15 protein-coding genes are annotated in these 17,427 nt (G+C 50.5%); 8 read left to right on the forward strand and 7 right to left on the reverse strand.

The features are described 5' to 3' along the window. Nucleotides 1-11 precede the first annotated feature (11 nt). Nucleotides 12-1,217, reverse strand: coding sequence for a DUF4407 domain-containing protein (locus tag HGH92_RS04495; RefSeq protein WP_168869555.1), 1,206 nt, complete (start codon nucleotides 1,215-1,217; stop codon nucleotides 12-14). An 8-nt stretch (nucleotides 1,218-1,225) separates the two neighbouring features. Continuing rightward, the gene (locus tag HGH92_RS04500) at nucleotides 1,226-2,737 is read right to left on the reverse strand and encodes a sensor histidine kinase (protein ID WP_168869556.1); all 1,512 of its coding nucleotides are present in this window, start codon (nucleotides 2,735-2,737) and stop codon (nucleotides 1,226-1,228) included. A 127-nt stretch (nucleotides 2,738-2,864) separates the two neighbouring features. Between HGH92_RS04500 and HGH92_RS04505 the strand changes: the two genes are divergently transcribed. From HGH92_RS04505 to HGH92_RS04525, 5 genes are all read left to right on the forward strand, one after another. Beyond that, nucleotides 2,865-3,272: a Dabb family protein gene (locus HGH92_RS04505; RefSeq protein ID WP_168869557.1), complete on the forward strand. Its 408-nt coding sequence runs from the start codon at nucleotides 2,865-2,867 to the stop codon at nucleotides 3,270-3,272. Nucleotides 3,273-3,284: 12 nt separating this feature from the next. After that, nucleotides 3,285-3,779: a DinB family protein gene (locus HGH92_RS04510; RefSeq protein WP_168869558.1), complete on the forward strand. Its 495-nt coding sequence runs from the start codon at nucleotides 3,285-3,287 to the stop codon at nucleotides 3,777-3,779. Nucleotides 3,780-4,096: 317 nt separating this feature from the next. Further along, nucleotides 4,097-6,022 carry a gamma-glutamyltransferase family protein gene (locus HGH92_RS04515; RefSeq protein WP_168869559.1) on the forward strand — a complete coding sequence of 642 codons (1,926 nt, stop codon included), beginning with the start codon at nucleotides 4,097-4,099 and terminating at the stop codon, nucleotides 6,020-6,022. A gap of 171 nt (nucleotides 6,023-6,193) precedes the next feature. Continuing rightward, nucleotides 6,194-7,042, forward strand: coding sequence for a helix-turn-helix domain-containing protein (locus HGH92_RS04520; RefSeq protein WP_168869560.1), 849 nt, complete (start codon nucleotides 6,194-6,196; stop codon nucleotides 7,040-7,042). Nucleotides 7,043-7,135: 93 nt separating this feature from the next. Next, complete coding sequence (locus HGH92_RS04525; RefSeq protein ID WP_168869561.1) at nucleotides 7,136-8,290, forward strand: epoxide hydrolase family protein; 1,155 nt, start codon at nucleotides 7,136-7,138, stop codon at nucleotides 8,288-8,290. Nucleotides 8,291-8,427: 137 nt separating this feature from the next. Here the strand turns inward: HGH92_RS04525 and HGH92_RS04530 are convergent, their stop codons facing one another. The 5 genes from HGH92_RS04530 to HGH92_RS04550 are packed head-to-tail and all read right to left on the reverse strand — an operon-like array spanning nucleotide 8,428 to nucleotide 11,987. Then, nucleotides 8,428-9,123 carry a membrane or secreted protein gene (locus HGH92_RS04530; protein WP_168869562.1) on the reverse strand — a complete coding sequence of 232 codons (696 nt, stop codon included), beginning with the start codon at nucleotides 9,121-9,123 and terminating at the stop codon, nucleotides 8,428-8,430. Nucleotides 9,124-9,174: 51 nt separating this feature from the next. Continuing rightward, complete coding sequence (locus HGH92_RS04535; protein ID WP_168869563.1) at nucleotides 9,175-9,759, reverse strand: GrpB family protein; 585 nt, start codon at nucleotides 9,757-9,759, stop codon at nucleotides 9,175-9,177. A gap of 54 nt (nucleotides 9,760-9,813) precedes the next feature. Next, entirely contained in the window at nucleotides 9,814-10,509 is a 696-nt protein-coding gene (locus HGH92_RS04540; protein WP_168869564.1) for an SH3 domain-containing protein, read from the reverse strand. Next, nucleotides 10,506-11,555: a metallophosphoesterase gene (locus HGH92_RS04545; RefSeq protein ID WP_168869565.1), complete on the reverse strand. Its 1,050-nt coding sequence runs from the start codon at nucleotides 11,553-11,555 to the stop codon at nucleotides 10,506-10,508. The genes HGH92_RS04540 and HGH92_RS04545 overlap by 4 nt, the downstream gene beginning before the upstream one ends. A 30-nt stretch (nucleotides 11,556-11,585) precedes the next feature. Continuing rightward, complete coding sequence (locus HGH92_RS04550) at nucleotides 11,586-11,987, reverse strand: VOC family protein (protein ID WP_168869566.1); 402 nt, start codon at nucleotides 11,985-11,987, stop codon at nucleotides 11,586-11,588. A 146-nt stretch (nucleotides 11,988-12,133) separates the two neighbouring features. Here HGH92_RS04550 and HGH92_RS04555 point away from each other — a divergent pair, with 146 nt between their 5' ends. From HGH92_RS04555 to HGH92_RS04565, 3 genes are all read left to right on the forward strand, one after another. Next, nucleotides 12,134-12,721, forward strand: a complete 588-nt coding sequence (locus HGH92_RS04555) for an RNA polymerase sigma-70 factor (RefSeq protein ID WP_168869567.1) — start codon at nucleotides 12,134-12,136, stop codon at nucleotides 12,719-12,721. 66 nt (nucleotides 12,722-12,787) lie between these two features. Next, entirely contained in the window at nucleotides 12,788-13,774 is a 987-nt protein-coding gene (locus tag HGH92_RS04560; RefSeq protein WP_168869568.1) for a FecR family protein, read from the forward strand. Nucleotides 13,775-13,932: 158 nt separating this feature from the next. Next, nucleotides 13,933-17,421, forward strand: a complete 3,489-nt coding sequence (locus HGH92_RS04565; RefSeq protein ID WP_168869569.1) for a SusC/RagA family TonB-linked outer membrane protein — start codon at nucleotides 13,933-13,935, stop codon at nucleotides 17,419-17,421. Nucleotides 17,422-17,427: the final 6 nt, after the last annotated feature.

Here is a 17,427-nt window from a genome sequence, read left to right on the forward strand (position 1 = left end):
AAGATAGGGATTTACGAAATTCTACCGAGCAACAGGTCCTTTATCTGTTGCCACAAGTGGCGGTACTGCCGGTTTTCCCGGCGTTGCCAGTCCTTTACGATGGCCGCAGCTTCTTCGCGGCGCAGTTCCCGGGTACTTTCAAACACTTCGTCCACAATTTCCTTGTCAGCTGTCAGCGCGGCCTCCTGGTAATGCTGCAACAGCTCTTTGCCGGCTTCCGTTTCCAGCCTGGCGGCAGCGGTGCTCTGCGTAGTGGCGCTGGCCAGCCTTTCTTCGTATTCGCCTTTAGGCATCAGTACCTTGCTGAGCAGTGGCATAATTTCTATCAGCGTGATGATAAATACGATGAGCCGGTACCGTTGCTGCAGGGCGGGGTGTTCATCCGTCAGCTCGTGCAGGGCTTCTATCTGCGCCAGGAAACCATCTGTCAGCGTACCCTGGTAGATGGTTTCTTTCAGGCTGTCGGCGCTGTGCATGGCGGCCACCTGCACCTGCAACTGTTGTTCCTTCGGCTCCCATTCGTGTTTCATGAGGGCCAGCTCTTCTTCTGACTTCATGTAGGCCGATTTTTTTACCTTGGCGATAGAAGACTCCCCTATCCTGCCAGAGCCGCCGGTACCATCTGTTTCCTTGATGTAGGCGTCTTTATAAAATTTCAGTTCGCTTTCTTTTTGTTGCAGCTGCTGCCGGCCGCGGTCCAGCGACTGTTGCAGTTCCGCCCGCTGACCGGCATTCATGGCCGTCAGTTTTTTACGATAGGCATCGAGCTTGGTTTGTTTGCTCAGCTCCAGTTGGGCCGTAATATCTTTCTTAAACAACATCAGCACTACCGGCTGGGATATAAAAAGCCCGATGGTAACGGCCAGCAATAAACGAAATGCCACCGGCATAAACCGCATATTACCGTTACCCCGGGACATGGCTGCTATCAGGGTCCTGTCGATGGACAGGATGGCGAAACCGAAGAATAACGCCAACGCCAGCACGATCATATCATCTTTCACGATAGTGGAGAAAAAATATCCCCATGCCAGTGTGGCAAACATCCAGGTCACGAATACGGAGAGGCCGATGATACGGTACCGCTCTCTTTCTGTACGGCATTCTGCCAGGATATCAGCATCAGCGGCCGCCAGCCACCACAGGAACCGGGTGATGCCGTCTGGCGCCGGCAGCGGCTTTACTTCGTCTTTCGAATGGAGATCTTTCTTTAACATCTTACAAATTAATCTTTAACATCTATGGTCAGGTGTACAAAAAATTCAGTCGTCGTATGCCGTATGCTTAACTCATGGCGGTTAGGATACAGCAGTGCCAGTCTTTCTTTCACATTGTTGAGCCCAATGCCCATGCTGTCGCGCTCAGGATCATTCTCCGGGCGCTGATGCACGCTGTTGTATACATCGAAGAAAAGTTGTTCGCTGTTGCAGCTGAGTGAAATCACGATGCGTGACCGGTTACGCAGGCTGATACCGTGTTTGAATGCATTTTCCACGAACGGAATGAGCAACATCGGCGCTATTTCGTGCTGGCACTGGCTGTCATCAATATTCACTTCGATCAGGATATCAGGGGAAGACATCACCCGCAACCGTTGCAGATCGATATAGTTTTGCAGGTACGCCACTTCTTTGTCTAACGGTATTTTAGTCAGATGGTTATCATGCAGCATAAACCGCATCATATCGCCGAGCTTCTGGATACCTTCGCTGGTGCGTGGTGCTTCTTCCTGTAAAGCAGTGCCATATAAGGTATTCAGCGCATTGAACAAAAAGTGGGGATTGATCTGCGCCCGCAGGAAATCCAGGTTGGCGGCGGAGTGGCCCAGCGCCGTCTGCAATTTTTTTACGGTGGTCACCTGCTTCTGCCGGGACATATAAAGAAACCAGGTAACCGGCAGCACAATACCTATGCATATGAGCACCCCAAAAACGATCAGGGGCACGAATGTACCGGCGCCACCATGGCGGATAGCCCTGATGATCAGGCCCATCAGGAAGTTTGTCCCCAGCACCAGCAGCGCAACATCCCGGATCATTACACGCTGGTTGTGATGTACGAGTTTAAAATCCGGGATGATTTTATAATAAAGGATGAAAGCAACACTAATGATAATGGGCCCGAAGTAGAACATCAACCAGAAAGCATCCCTGGAATCACTGAAAACAAGCGCCATAATGGCCAGCAGTATACCGGAGATGATCAACACCTCACGGGCTATTTTCCGGTAGTGGGGATTGAGAAGTATGCGCTCATGCAGATAGTTAAAATAGGTCTGCTTCAGAAAATAATACACGACATATAACACCCCGCTGAAGATCATGGTAATGAAAGCCGATTTCGCAAAATGTGTATGAGCTCCCTGTACCGTGCTATACACACCGAACAGGTATCCGTTGTAATAAGACCCGGCGATCATCATCCCCAGGAAAAATATTAATCCTGTCAGCGCCAGCAGGGAAATACCGCCCCACCATCTTTTCTGCTCCAGGAAACGGGGAACGATCACAAAATTTACCGCCAGGAAACTGACATACACCAGCACAATACGCGCCATAGACGGCAGCAGGTAATGGATATAATAGTCAAACACCTGATCGTACCGGGCGAATTTTCGTCCATAGATTTGCTGTAACTCAAACACATTGTAGATAACACTGGGATAGAGCAGGCCAAACAAAAGCAGCAGGGCCAACCCTGATGCCAAACCAAACTCTAATTTCCTGTACTGGTCCATAAGCGGGAATATTTACAGCAATATTAGCCATTGAAAAGGTGCAGCCGGCCAAAATGGGATGAAAAGGCCGGATTATGGGATGAATCCTGATCTTTTTATTATTTTCAGGACTTCAAATTTACACCTTATGAAAACATCCAACAGAAGAAAATTTCTCGGCACCGCCGCAGCCTTATGTGCAGGCAGCGCCGCAGCCGCTATGCCACTGCCCGCCGGCAACCGTAAATTCCCTATTGTACACCATGTGTTTTTCTGGCTGAAAAACCCCGGGTCTACTGCTGACCGCGATAAACTGGTAGAAGGCATTAAAACGCTCTCCGGTATTCCAGCTGTAGGCCAACTGCATGTGGGTATTGTTGCCGGCACGGAAAAACGGGACGTGGTAGATGCCAGCTGGGCCGTATCTGAACTGATTTTCTTCCGGGACCTGGCCTCGCAGGCCGCATATCAGACCCATCCCATTCACCTCGATTTCGTTAAAAACTACAGTTCACTGTGGGAAAAGGTGGTTGTATACGATATGCAGGAAGTATAAAACACCTATATCATGGCAACAGAATACTGGATGCAGGGACCTGTAGCGGGCATCCCTGCTCTGCTGCAACCGGTGGCCCATGCGCTGTTACAGGCACGGGCCGAAATCAACGCGCTGATGAACGGCTTCCCCGAAGACCGGCTGTGGGAACAGCCCGCGGGGGTGGCTGCTCCCGGCTTTCACCTGCAACACCTGCGGGGCGTGCTGGACAGACTCTTCACCTATGCCCGGGGAGAATTCCTGTCACCACAACAACTGGAGGAACTGGCCGCAGAAGGTAAGCCCGCCGCTACGGCTACAGTCCTGCTGGAAGCATTCAGCCAGCAGGTGGACAAAGCGCTGGCACAGCTGTCGCAGACAGATCCCGCCACACTGAATGATTTCAGGGGCGTAGGCCGCAAACAGCTGCCGTCTACGGTACAGGGACTGCTGTTCCATGCCGCGGAGCATACGATGCGGCATACGGGGCAGTTATTGGTGACGGTAAGAATCCTTGGTTCTTCTTAGTTCTTCTGCCTCTGACCAAGGTGTACTAACCGTTTTATAGATATTGAAAAGCCGATCACCGTCGCCCCAAAAATGCCGATAAGGTAACGTTGGCGGATACACTCTCTGCAATTAACAAACAAGCTATCAGCAGCCAGGTAGGTTTGATCATGGCCGATAGAAGTCTGCATGCTTTTAAAAGTTAAATAATAAAAACAACCTTCCGGTGCAACAGGGGCTGGTACAATCAGGGATACTTTATTAATTTTAGTCCACCGGCGGCACAGTCATGTGTTGCCCGCAATCAAAATCCGTATCCAAAATCGCAAATTTGCTTTATGAGACATCTTCTTTTATGGCTGGCCGCCGGCCTTATCTGGACCGGCGTACAGGCGCAACAAACGCAGAAGCCGCCACTACACGGAAAAAACTGGATGGCCGTTACCGGTAAACCGCTGGCCGCCACTGCCGGCGCCATGATCTTCCAGCGGGGCGGTAACGCCGTAGACGCCGCCTGCGCCATGCTGGCAGCTACCTGTACCATGTGGGACGTATTAAGCTGGGGTGGAGAAACACAGGCATTGATCTACAATCCCAAAACCGGGAAGGTGATAGCCATCAATGCGCTGGGCGTAGCGCCCACCGGCGCCACACCGGAATTTTTCAAATCGAAAGGATATGATTTTCCACCGGAATACGGTCCGCTGGCGGCTGTTACCCCCGGCACCGCAGGCGGTCTATGTTATATGCTGGCACAATATGGCACCATGAGCCTCAAAGAAGTGCTGGCCCCCGCTATGGACATGGCTTCCGGCTATCCCATAGAAGCACAGACGGCCAACAGCATAGAACGCGGCAAAAAATATATCCAGCAATGGCCTTACAGCAAAGCCGTCTTCCTGACACATCCCGGTGAAAAAAGAGAAGCCCCCGAAGCAGGGGAAATGTTCGTTCAGAAAGACCTGCTGGCCACACTCACCAAAATGGTGGAAGCCGAACAGGAAGCACTGAAAAAACATAAAAACCGCAAAGAAGCCATCATGGCGGCATATGACCGGTTCTACAAAGGAGATATCGCGAAGGAGTTTGTACGCGGCTGCCAGGAACAGGGCGGCCTTATCACCCTCGAAGACCTGGCACGCTGGAAACCGATAGAAGAAACACCGCTGCATGTCAACTATCGCGGCATTGACGTATACAAATTGCAGGAATGGACACAAGGACCGATGTTGCTGCAAAGCCTCAATATCCTCGAGAACTTCGACCTCAAAGCAATGGGCTATAATTCTCCGCAATACATCCATACGCTTTACCAGACGATGAACCTCACTTTTGCGGACCGCGATTTTTATTATGGCGACCCATATTTCAATAAGAACAGGGCTATCGAAGGACTGCTGCATAAAGACTATGCAAAAGCGCGGGCCAAACAAATACTGCCTGACCGCAACGATGCTGCCGCCGGTCCGGGCGATCCGTATCCTTATATCGGTAAAACCAACCCCTATCTGCATTTCCTCGAAGAACGCAAAGGTTACATGGACACCACCAACGGCCGCAAGCCCGGTGGTTTTGTGCCCAAACACGATGCTACCACTTTCAGGGCCGGAACAGACCAGCTGTACGCACAACAGGCGGCAGACAGTGCCTACCACGACCGCCTGTGGCGCGGCACCACCAGCGTGGAAGCAGCCGACAAAGACGGATGGGTGGTATCTATTACGCCCAGCGGTGGCTGGCTGCCCGCATGCATCGCAGGCCGTACCGGTATCGGCATGAGCCAGCGCCTGCAGAGCTTTGTGCTGGATTCCGCCATCTGCCCGTTTAACGTGATAGCACCCGGCAAAAGGCCACGCGTTACCCTTACGCCGTCCATGGCGTTGAAAGACGGTAAACCGTTCCTCTCCTTTGCCGTACAGGGCGGCGATACGCAGGACCAGAACCTGTTACAGTTCTTCCTGAATGTCGTGGATTTTGGCATGACCGTGCAGCAGGCCACTGAAGCGGCCAATATCAATACCAACCAGTTATGGCTGTCACTCGGCGGCAGTAAGGTCAGCGATCGTATGCCGCGGCCGGGAAGCCTTTTGCTCAACAGCAATACGCCCGAAAAAACGCGCAGCATACTGGAAGGCATGGGATATCACCTCAGTTTTGAACAACGTACCAGTGGTCCCATCAATGCTATTTACCTGGACCGCAAGCATGGCACCCTGTGGGGAGGCAGCAGCAACCATGGAGAAGATTATGGAATAGGCTGGTAATACCACATTGTAAAAAAAAGAAGAGGCTGTATCATAAAATAAATGATGTAGCCTCTTCTTTTTATCGATATATTTTATCGATTTGAAATAAACATTAAAAAATCAATATCTTTTTGCAGTTCCACTTTTTCCTCCCTGCTTATAAATCTTTTCTAACGTAACTTTAGACCAATGATGCAGGTACAACAGCATATCCCAAAATATCCGCTATGCAACTTTATTCAACACATCGTTTACGTAAGCGGCGCATTACCGATCCCTTACCTGCGGGAACTACCGCAGGGGGGGATAAATCTGGTGATTGAGCTGAATGAAAATGCTGTAAATACTGTCTATCCGGAAATAATGATGGGCAGTAAGAAGGTGGTAAAGAATGCCTGGATCTCCGGCACGCAGAAACAGGCCATTATGTACAAAAACAATCCGAATTCTACTATCATGGGGATCCGCTTTACGGCCGGTGGTTTTTTTTCGCTGACCAGGATCCCTGTAGCAGTATTGGATAAGGTGGGTATTGAAGCAGAAGAGGTTTTCGGAAGTTCCTTTATGCGGTTACATGAACAATTGCTCAATGCCAGTTCCTTTGCTGAAAGAGTTGCAATGATTGAGCGCTATTTTTTACAATATTCGGTGGAGGAGAATATGGGCGATCATATTGTGAAATTTATAAACCAGCATATAGACAAGCCTCTCGACTGGTTAATACAAAAATCGGGTTATTCACAAAAACATGTCATACATCTGCTTAAAACATATACCGGCTTTTCCCCCAAATACCTGCAAAGGATCCATCGATTAAATCAGGTGGTGACAGAAATTCAAAGGAATAAAGACCATATTGACTGGTTTGCCATCATTCATCGGTATGGCTATTTTGATCAGGCCCATTTTATAAAGGACTTCTCCCATTTTACAGGTTTAAAACCAATGGAATATCTGGGATCGCAATTGGCATTGGACGCAAATAAGCTGGTCCCCGATGTGATTCTGCAAATTCCTGATGACGGTGGTACGGAGTGATACTTATCGCTGACTGGCCGATAGGTAAATTTTTTACAATGTGGGGGAGTCGCTGTTTTCTACCTTTGTTTCAACAAAATAAATACAACAATTATGAAATCCTTTAAGATCGACGTACCGCAAGAAGTATTAAACGATTTATCTGTAAGATTAAAGCAGACCAGATGGACGGATGAACCTGAAAATGCCGGCTGGAATTACGGCACCAACCCCGGGTACTTACGTGAACTGGTGAACTATTGGCAGACAGCGTACGATTGGAGGACCCATGAAGCGGAGATCAACAAATTCCCTCAATACAAAACCGAGATCGACGGGACCACCATTCATTTTATCTATGTAAAAGGCCATGGAAAAAAGACGTCCCCTCTCATCCTGAGCCATGGGTGGCCCGACTCCTTCTACCGGTTTATCAAGATCATTCCTATGCTGACCGGGGCACCAGACAGCGACCACGCTTATGACCTGGTAATCCCTTCCATACCCGGTTTTGGCTTCTCTGAGCAAACGGCTTTAAATTCCGATAAGACAGCTATCCTGTTTAATAAGCTGATGACGGAAGTATTGGGCTATTCCAGCTATTTTGCCGCAGGGGGGGATATGGGCACTTTGATTACAAAATCGCTCGCGGTGCAATTCCCAGACAAGGTGAAAGCAATTCATCTGACGGATGTTGGCTATCCTGAAGGCCACGAAGACTGGAGCACAATGACTCCCGCAGAACAGGCGTTCGGACAGCAAATACAACATTGGTTCTTTACAGAAGGGGCGTTTAATATGATCCAGTCAACCAAACCGCAAACCCTCGGTTATGCCCTCAACGATAGCCCGGTTGGCCTGGCATCGTGGATAATTGAAAAATTTTATGCCTGGAGTGACAACGGCGGCAATCTGGAAAACAGTTTCACAAAAGATGAATTGATTACCAACATCATGATTTACTGGGTAAGCCAATCGATCAATTCAACGATAAGGACATATGCCGAAAATGCACGCGCGACATATATGGGCGGGTTACAATCTTCCCAAAAGGTGGAGGTACCAACAGGAGTATCCCTTTTTCCAAAAGAAGCCCAGTTCCCACTGGAATGGGCACAAAGGAAGGCAAATGTCGTAAGCTTTAATGTAATGAATAAGGGAGGTCATTTTGCTGCCATGGAACAGCCGGAAGTTTATGCCGGAGAGCTTGCCCGGTACTTTGGGGAAACTATAACCGGAAAACATCCAGCCATGGCAACAACGGCCTGATGTGTAACAGTTCAAACGATAGTAATGGAAAAAGAGGGCGACAGGCCCCCCCTGCCCGCTTAGAATACCTTTAAAATGTAGAAAAGGCCGTATCACTTATTTATGATACGGCCTTTTCTTTTTTTTATGCGAAACAATTATTTCGTCCATACTTCATGTATCGGCTCTCCTTTGGAGCTTAAACCGCTGTGGTCCCAGGAATTGCCGTCCACTTTGCCTTTGAAACTCAGTGAAGCGCCCACACGGGAATTATCGCGGGAGAAGAAATCAATTTTCTCTGTGTACACGCCATTTTCGAAGGTATAGGTACCGCCGCCGGTGCCAAAGAATTCGCCGGTGTCAGTATTGATAGCAACCCATTGAAAGCGGGTACCGGTAAGGATTTTAACCGTCTTGCGGGCACCTGGCGTGATGGTGTTCATTTTTCCGGCCTGTTCCCGGCCGGTGATTTTCCAGCTGCCGGCCAGGGGGCCGTCACCGTTGTCAACGCGGGTCCATTCCACCCGTTGGCCGCCGCTTTGGGTAGTAACGAGTTTCCCGTTTTCATATGAAACAGGCACAGTGCCTTCCCAGCCTATCTGATTACGCTCTTCTGTGTTGAATTCTATTTTTACGGACACATCACTGCCGCCATCGGCTTTCCAGGTGCCGCCCATGGTATCAATAAAACTGGTGTCCTCGTAACTGGTGATGGAAAAATAATTCGGCGTGATCAACAGGATGCTGTTCACACCGCCATGAGCCGATTTCCAGGCGCCGCGGATGTTGTCCTGCGCTTTCCCGATGACTGCAAAGGCACACAGGAAAGATAAAAGAAGGCATAATGTTCTCATATAAGCTGTTTTATAGTGAAAAATATAAGCATCTTATGAGGCGCCATATCCTTACTTTGTAGCCTTGTTTTGCGCCGTAATGTTTTTCAGATCGTCCGCTTCCATGCCTGTGTGCGCCAGTATCGCCGTAATGAAGGCTGTTTTACCTTCCACATAACTATCAATATCGTTGGGATATTTTGCTGCCAGCTCCTGTTTGAGCGTGCCATACTGCCTGGCCGCATCGGGATGTTGCCGCAGGTAATTGCGCAGCTGCAAATGGTTTTTCAAACTGGTACATCCTTCTACACAGACATACAAATTATGCGCCGGCCATGAAGTGCCGTTGCCATCCAGCGGAGAGGTGTCCGCATTTCTGCCAAAAGCCTCTCTGCCGGGAATGCCCAGATCGCCTCTCCAGGTATAGCCCAGTCGCTCCAAAACAGCCACCACGGATGGTAAGCCCGCAGGCCCCTGTATAATAATATCAATATCGATAATTGGCTTTGCCGCCAGTCCGGGCACGGAGGTGCTGCCTACATGCTCAATACCGGTTACCAGTTCACCCAGCTGTGCCCGGTAAATACCGGCCAGTCGTTCAAAAGTCTCTGCCCATGCAGTGGTATAAGGTACTACGATGATCGTTCTGTTTTCCATGGCTATCGGTTTGGTCCGCGGTAAAGATCCTGAATTTTCCGGTTAGCCTGACTACTAAAATCCGTAGAAGATAGCTCTTTTGGTATACACACCATGATCAAATTGTAGCAACACTTCGTAGCTGCCGGCCCCATCGCTGTTGGTAGCTGTGATATAGAGCCGGTCGTTTTTACGGTCGTAATACACGACGGTCAGCTCGGGATTGGGCTGGTACAGGTCACGTATAGCCTTGTCCGGTACCACTACGGCGCGGTTGCCGATTTGTATGGTGAACGTGTTATATTCATGGGTAGGCAGGCCGCCATCACAGCCGTAAAACTCTTTGCCGTCGATCTTATTCACAATAGGATAGTTACTGTCACTCTTATCCCGGCCAATCTGATGGGCTTTTTCAACAAAAGGCCTGGTAGTAAACATGACCGTCACCGAGTCTTGCTGAAACACGGCGTTGGTCTCATCCTGCCGTCTTACTTTGATCTTCTCAAAAACATCTTCCAGCATTTTAATACGGGAGCTATGTACAAATCCACCCTGTATCTCACCATTCCGGCGATAATTGATGTCACACCATTCCCCTTCGCGCTCCCACGCATATACGATTTCGCCGTTCAATACCTTGTCTGCTATTTTCCGGGAGATGCCTGCGCCCTCTCTTACATTGGTATAACCGTCCTTATCCTGGATGATACCAAACTGGGCCCGCACCTGCATTCCCGTTAACAATAGCATCAACGCGCCGATATATTTCATCTTACTGTATTAATGAAAGGAGGAAATTCAACAGGGGCCACTCCCAATGCTGCCGCCAGCTGATTGATCTTTTGCGGCGTGAGCAGGCTTTTCTGCAGGTCTTCCACTTTCAGGTTATGATTACTGCTTTTAAATAAATATGTTTTGAATGGATAACTGTTCGCCTCCCGGCTGAACACTTCCCGGCCATTCTCCAACAGCCGTGCGGCAAAAGCGTCCAGCTTTTCTTTGAGCACCGGGAACAACGCCTCCAGCCTGCCGAGGCCGTGGTGCAGCTGATCGAGGTACTGTCTGGCTGCCGGTTCTTCTATATAAGCCAGTTTGTCCAGCTGCCGCCGGATAGCGGTAAAGTCCATGTCCGCCCAGTCTCTCGCCTGCAACACCGGCACCTGCCATTCCTTTTGCGCTGTCTTCCAGTAATCTGTTTCACATTTCACCTGATGCACAATAAAGCCAGGCAGTTCTATCGCTGTAAGGTAGCCACCATGACAACAACCGGTATCAATGCCGTAGGTATTGTTCGCTATTTTGATTTGATCGCCCACTACGTGATGCCCGTAGATGACCGGTTTTTCACCGGTGTAATGGTCCGACCAGTAAGTTCCTTCGGGATATTTTTTTTCAAGATATTTTTCTCCGGCGGTAGCGCCACACAGCACGTCTTCCCGCTGCGCTGACAACGGCACGCCGTCTTCCATCGCCGCATGAACAATGATAGCCTCCGGGGTTTCGTAATAGTAGGGCAGTTGCGCCGACCATTCCAGGAACGCCGGATATTCCGGTCCCAGTTGCAGTTTCACGATGTCCTGCGCATAGTTGAGCACCCCGTTCAGGTGTTTACGTTCATGGTTCCCCATCAACACCACCGAACGGGGCCTGTTACTGAAATAATGATATACTTCTTTTGATTTATTGCCGCGGTCCACAATATCGCCCAGGGAGATTAACATATCATCGGCCGTAAGGCCCATTTTCCGGGTCAACATCATCAACTCATCAAAGCAACCATGGATATCTCCAATGATAAAATGACGGGCTGTTTGCATACTGTCAGGGATATACGCCGCAAGATACAGTTATTCCTCCAACAATGTCGATTTTTCAAACAGCGTGAGCTGCATGCCCGCCGGATCTTTCAACCGTGACACCCGGCTCCAGGGCGCCGTAGTGACGGGGCTTATCACCTCCGCCCCTGCCGCCGCCAGTGTAGCCGTGGCCGTTTCAATATCTTTTCCCACGTTCAGGGCCAGGCGCACAGGTCCTGCTACGCGGCGGCCCACTTCAAGCGCGTCGATAGTGGCGGCATGCCTGGCATCAATCAGTTCCAGCGATGCTCTGCCGGCTTCGAGGATTATTCCCCGGCCGGTTTCCTCGTCCCATGCCTTGGAAACAGGCAGGCCCACCGTATCGCGATAGAATTGAATGATTTCTTCCAGGTTATCAACAGTCAATACGAGCCGCAATTCTTTTACTTTCATATGAGATCATTTTGATGATCAAAGGTAGCACGGGAGCAACAGGGGCAAATGGTATAAATAAAGGTTCTTCCGGTACACCGGCAGGTAAAAAAAGGGCACCTGTTTAACTAAAATCCCTATTTTGGCTTTGTGAAATGGAGTTCCAGATGCCAAAACCAAATCGTGACGCCCCGGATGACAGGGGAAAAGAGTTATGGGAAAAGATGAAGGTCGGGGGTGATCAGTCTGTCTTTGCCAATTTTTACCATCACTATGCCAACCGGCTTCTCCACTTTGCCAGCACCTTGCTGGGTGCGCGGGAGCAGGCAGAAGAAGTGGTGAATGACGTCATGCTCTGGACCTGGAAAAACAGGCATACCCTGCCGGCAGTGGAAAAAGTAAGCGTTTACCTCTATACTGCCACCAGAAATACCGCGTATAACTACCTGAAAAAAAATGCACGCAGCACTACCGATCCGCTGGACGGTATCCAGCCAGAGCTGTTGCAGTTTTCCCCTTCCCCTGAGCAGTTACATCTTTCCACCGAAGCCGTCAGGAAGATAGAGAAAGCCGTCAATGCCCTGCCTGGCCGTTGCCGCCTTGTCTTTAAACTGATCCGGGAAGACGGACTGAAGTACCGGGAAGTGGCAGAGATACTGGACATCTCCGTCAAAACGGTAGAAGCCCAGATGGCCATCGCCCTCAAAAAACTGCACGAGCAGCTGCATGATATGACCGTGCCTAAAAACAACTGAAAATTTTTTTCACCCCTTTTAGGGGTTTTTGAATAAACAGGTTGCCTTATACACAGAGGCATCTTTTTGAGAGCTATCAGAACCAAGGATATGTTGCCTGAAAATATTTGGGAATTAGTGGCCCGGATTCAGTCCGGAGAAGCCTCCGAAGCAGAAGAACAGGAGTTACAGGCCCTTTTGGGCCAGCACCCGGAACTGTTGAAAACCATATTGGTGGTCGATGCGCTGCAGCTGGCACCGGAGATGGAAGCGGCAGCAGATGAGATGCGTACGCATAGCTGGCAACAGCTGCAACCGCAGCTGGATGAGGCGCCTCCCGTTCCCCGGAACAACATCCGTCGTTTGTTAATCCGTACCGGCTGGGCCGCGGCCATCCTGGTAGCGGGACTGTTATCCTACAACTGGTGGCAGCACAACACCTGGAAAACGTTGGCCACCACCAACGCCAAAGACAGCCTGTTGCTGCCAGACGGCTCACGCGTATTCCTCAATGCCAACACCACCCTGCGTTACGCACGCAATTACGGTCAGGGCAGCAGGGAACTGATGCTGGAGAGTGGAGAAGCCTATTTTGAAGTAGCGCCGCAACAGAACAATCCGTTTACCGTACATGCCGCAGCAGTAGACATTAAAGTACTGGGAACAGCCTTTAATGTACACCGGTTGGCCAACGGACAGGTGGACATCTTCGTCACCAGCGGCAGCGTGAAAGCGGAAAATAAAAGCGGTAAAAGCATGCTGCTGCACGCCGGCGCACAGGCCACCACATCGGACAAAACCCCGGACATCAAACCGGTAGCCACCTCCAGCGACAATGTGCTGGCCTGGAAAACCAACCGCCTCGTGTTCCACCAGATGCCACTCAGCGAAGTGGCCGTCGTACTGGCCAACTATTATCAGCTGGACGTGGTGGTGACAGACAGCGTAGTGTCACATAAAGTGCTACAGGCCACTTTTAACAATAAACCACTGGACGAAGTACTGGACGTAATCGGAAAAGCATTAAATGTCAACATTACCAAAAAGCATAAAACACTTGAATTCCATCAGTAAAAAACGCAACCAAAATTACAGCCGAAGCAACGAACAGTGAACAAATTCCTGCTATCCGGCATCAACAAACAGCAACCATTTAATTGTCATTCCAAACCATTGCGGATGCGCTGAAAAAGCATCCGGTGGGACCTTATTCACTTAAAAAAACAGCTCTAATGAAAAGAGTGCTACTAAGCATGCAACCGCGCCGCCGCGGAGGCAGGAAACTCCTTTGCCTGTTACTGACCGGCTCCCTGCTGGCATGGCACCAACTGGCGTATGCCGGCGCCACCACCCGCCAACAGGACCCCGAAAATCCAAGGGTGTCACTACATATGACCAGGGCCAGCATGGCGGAAGTGATTTCGCAGATCGAAAAACAAACGCGCCTCTCCTTCGCCTATGATGTCAGTATGCTCCCGCCCCGGGAAATCAACCTGAACATCGATGCCCAACCGCTGAAAGAAGTGCTGACCAAACTATTTCCCACCGACCGGTTTGAGTACACCTTCAAAGGCGACCAGGTGATCATCTCCTCACGCAACACCAAAACCGCCGGCAGCAATAGTAACAGCAGCAGCACCGCACAGGAAAAATTTGTCATCACCGGAAATGTGACTGATGGCACCAACGGCCTGCCCGGTGTTACCATACTGGAAAAAGGCACCCACAACGGTACCAGCACCGATGAAAACGGCCGTTTCCGCCTCGCGGTAAGCGACAAAAATGCCGTGCTGCTCATCAGCTTCATCGGCTATGAGCCACGCGAAGTAGCCGTTAAAGGCAGCGCCACCGTACATGTGCAATTACAGACCGACCAGAAAAAACTGGACGAAGTAGTGGTAACAGCCCTCGGCATCAAAAAAGAGAAAAAAGCCCTCGGCTACGCAGTGCAGGAAGTAAAAGGCGAAACAGCCGTGAAAGCCCGCGAGCCCAATGCCGTCAACTCCCTCGCCGGGAAAGTGTCCGGACTTGTCATCACCACGCCTACACGCTTATTTCAAAACCCGGGCATCTATCTGAGAGGCGTGAAACCACTGATCGTAGTAGACGGTGTGCCCATCAACTCCGACTCATGGAACCTCAGCGCCGATGATATCGAGTCCTACAGCGTGCTGAAAGGCCCTAACGCCGCAGCGCTCTACGGTTCCCAGGGACAGAACGGCGCCATCCTCATCACCACTAAAAAAGGTACCACCGATAAAAGAGGCATCTCTGTGGAACTGAACTCCAGCACTCAATTCCAGATGGGGTTCCTCGCCATCCCCACCAAACAGGAAGAGTATGGCCCCGGCTCCAACTTCCAGTATGAATATGTAGATGGCATGGGCGGCGGCACCAATGACGCCGACTACGACATCTGGGGCCCTAAATTTGAAGGCCAGCTCATTACCCAGTATAACAGCCCGATAAATCCGCAAACCGGCAAATTAGTGCCTATCCCGTGGCAGCGCCGCGGCCATGACAACCTCCGCAACTTCCTGCGTAACGGCCTGCTGTCATCCAATAACATCGCTATCTCTGCCAATAATGACAAAGGCAATATACGTATGTCGGTAACGCAACTGTACCAGAAAGGCGCCGTGCCCAACACCAAACTGGGCGGCACCAACGTGAACTTCTCCGGTACATTGAACGTCAATAAAAAAATGACGCTGTCTACCGCCATCAACTACGATAAACAGTATACGCCCAACTATCCCGATGCCACCTATCAGCCGTCCAGCCCTATCTACACGCTGATGCTGTGGAGCGGCGCCGACTATGACATCCGCGATCTCAAAAACTACTGGATGCCCGGCAAAGAAGGTATACAACAACGCAACTTTGAATCGTACCAGTATACCAACCCGTACCTCACCGCATACGAGGCACTGCATGGTTATTACAAAAATGACCTGTACGGCCACATCAAACTGAACTACGCCTTCAACGACCACTGGAGCGCCTACTTCCGTACCAACGTCAGCTCCTATGATCTTTCGGAAAACAAACGTTACCCGATCTCCGGATCGTACCGTTCCGGCGATGGCGGCTATTTCATCAAAGGCGGCTACAATGAATCGGGCGAAACGTACTGGGACAACAATACCGACGTGCTGTTGAGCTACAACAATAAAATCGGTAAGGCCTTCGATCTGAAAGCCTCCGCAGGCGGCAACCTCCGCACTGTGAAATACAGCCGCCTGTATGCACATACGAACAACGGTTTGCTGCTGCCGCAGCTGTGGACCGTAGACAACAGCGTAGACCCGCCAGGCGCCACTTCTACCAAAAACAGCCGCCAGGTGAAGAGCGCCTATGCCTCCGTGGATTTCTCTTTCCGTGATTATCTTTTTCTGGGGATGACCGGCCGTATGGACCAGTCCAGCACTTTACCGGCCAACAAGAACGCCTATTTCTACCCGTCCGTGTCCCTGAGTGCCGTGATGTCTGACATCCTGCACCTGCCGAAAGCCATTTCTTTCTGGAAACTGCGTGCCTCCTATGCCAACGTGGGCGGCGATATGGTGAACGATGACGGCACCGCCAAATACAACCTCTATCCCAGCTATTCCGTGGGCAGCCGCTGGGATGGCAATCCTGCCGAAGTATTCGGGGATATTCTCTACAATCCCAATATCAAACCGGCATTCAGTAAATCATATGAAGTAGGTACCGATATCCGCCTGCTCAATAACCGCCTCGGTCTCGACGTGTCCGTTTACAAAACACTGGACGGCCCGCAGATATTCTACCCGGCCATCTCCGAAGGCTCCGGCTTCAAAACCCGCCAGATGAACGGACTGGTGACCATGCGCAAAGGCATCGAGATATCACTAAACGCATCGCCTGTACGCTCCGCAGGCGGCTTCAACTGGGACGTGCTCGTCAACTGGTCTACTTTCCAGAAGTATCTCAACAAAGTATACGACACGCTCAATGTATACAATCGTGTAAAAATCGGCGAACGTATGGACCAGATCTTCATGACCGACTTCCAGCGTACGCCCGACGGTAAACTGGTATTGGGTTCCAACGGTCAGCCACGTTCCAATTCCTATCTTTCTATGGTAGGATATGCCAACGACAAATGGGTAGCCAGCATCATCAACACCTTCTCCTATAAAAATCTCTCCCTGAGAATACAGGTGGATGGTCGTTATGGTGGTAAGATCATCAACTACCTCGATCAGAAAATGTGGCAGGGCGGCAATCATCCGCTGTCCGCCAACCAATACCGCCAGGCCGACTGGGACAACCGCAACACTACCGGTTATAAAGGCACCTACGTACCGGACGGCATGCAGGTGACCGGTGGCTCCCTGCAGGTAGACGGCGACGGCAATGTGATTTCCGATACCCGCAAGTTCGCTCCCAACACCACCCCGGTGCTCTGGCAAACATGGTCTAAAAACTACTATGGCAATGCCATCACCAACCTGTACGACCGCTCCTACCTGAAAATACGGGAAGTGGTGCTGACCTACAATCTGCCATCCTCCCTGCTGAAACAGGCCAAAATCATCAACAGGGCCAGCATCTCTGTTGTAGGCCGAAACCTGTACTATCTGGCACATAAAGGTGTGAGAGATATCGACGTAGACCAATGGATAGACCAGAACGCAGGACTGGAAATGCCTTCCACCCGCAGCGTAGGTTTCAACATTAACCTTGTTTTCTAAAAAATC

Source organism: Chitinophaga varians (assembly GCF_012641275.1).
In the GTDB taxonomy this organism is placed as follows: domain Bacteria; phylum Bacteroidota; class Bacteroidia; order Chitinophagales; family Chitinophagaceae; genus Chitinophaga; species Chitinophaga varians_A.

Excerpts from the sequence above, each read along its gene's own strand:
- HGH92_RS04545 (WP_168869565.1), bottom strand. The coding sequence starts at position 11,555 with ATGCAAACAGCCCGTCATTTTATCATTGGAGATATCCATGGTTGCTTT.
- HGH92_RS04515 (WP_168869559.1), top strand. The coding sequence starts at position 4,097 with ATGAGACATCTTCTTTTATGGCTGGCCGCCGGCCTTATCTGGACCGGC.
- HGH92_RS04500 (WP_168869556.1), bottom strand. The coding sequence starts at position 2,737 with ATGGACCAGTACAGGAAATTAGAGTTTGGTTTGGCATCAGGGTTGGCC.
- HGH92_RS04550 (WP_168869566.1), bottom strand. The coding sequence starts at position 11,987 with ATGAAAGTAAAAGAATTGCGGCTCGTATTGACTGTTGATAACCTGGAA.
- HGH92_RS04555 (WP_168869567.1), top strand. The coding sequence starts at position 12,134 with ATGCCAAAACCAAATCGTGACGCCCCGGATGACAGGGGAAAAGAGTTA.
- HGH92_RS04525 (WP_168869561.1), top strand. The coding sequence starts at position 7,136 with ATGAAATCCTTTAAGATCGACGTACCGCAAGAAGTATTAAACGATTTA.
- HGH92_RS04565 (WP_168869569.1), top strand. The coding sequence starts at position 13,933 with ATGAAAAGAGTGCTACTAAGCATGCAACCGCGCCGCCGCGGAGGCAGG.
- HGH92_RS04535 (WP_168869563.1), bottom strand. The coding sequence starts at position 9,759 with ATGGAAAACAGAACGATCATCGTAGTACCTTATACCACTGCATGGGCA.
- HGH92_RS04530 (WP_168869562.1), bottom strand. The coding sequence starts at position 9,123 with ATGAGAACATTATGCCTTCTTTTATCTTTCCTGTGTGCCTTTGCAGTC.
- HGH92_RS04540 (WP_168869564.1), bottom strand. The coding sequence starts at position 10,509 with ATGAAATATATCGGCGCGTTGATGCTATTGTTAACGGGAATGCAGGTG.
- HGH92_RS04520 (WP_168869560.1), top strand. The coding sequence starts at position 6,194 with ATGATGCAGGTACAACAGCATATCCCAAAATATCCGCTATGCAACTTT.
- HGH92_RS04495 (WP_168869555.1), bottom strand. The coding sequence starts at position 1,217 with ATGTTAAAGAAAGATCTCCATTCGAAAGACGAAGTAAAGCCGCTGCCG.
- HGH92_RS04510 (WP_168869558.1), top strand. The coding sequence starts at position 3,285 with ATGGCAACAGAATACTGGATGCAGGGACCTGTAGCGGGCATCCCTGCT.
- HGH92_RS04505 (WP_168869557.1), top strand. The coding sequence starts at position 2,865 with ATGAAAACATCCAACAGAAGAAAATTTCTCGGCACCGCCGCAGCCTTA.